At 58.7% G+C, this 271-nt stretch carries 1 protein-coding gene; it reads left to right on the top strand.

All coding sequences use genetic code 11. The features are described from left to right. On the top strand, positions 1 to 271 hold a 271-nt coding region (locus tag SB816_RS31830), incomplete at both ends, for a TerC family protein (protein ID WP_410548223.1).

Here is a 271-nt window from a genome sequence, read left to right as displayed (position 1 = left end):
GTACCAGTCCGGCCAGCAGTCGGCGATGGAATATGTCACCGGCTTCGTGGTCGAAAAAAGCCTGGCGATGGACAATATCTTCATCATCGCCATGATCTTCTCCTATTTCGCCCTTCCCCGCCACTATCAGCATCGCGTGCTGCTCTGGGGCATCCTCGGCGTCATCGTCCTGCGCGGCATCATGATCGCCGGCGGTGCGGCCATCGTCGAAAACTTCCACTGGGTGCTTTATCTCTTCGCGGCCTGCCTCGTCTTCACCGGCCTCAAGATG

The organism is Achromobacter sp. SIMBA_011, from assembly GCF_046535435.1.
GTDB lineage: Bacteria > Pseudomonadota > Gammaproteobacteria > Burkholderiales > Burkholderiaceae_B > Achromobacter > Achromobacter dolens.
The sequence above is the reverse complement of the archived record's forward strand: the minus strand, read 5'-3'. Positions and strand labels throughout refer to the sequence as shown.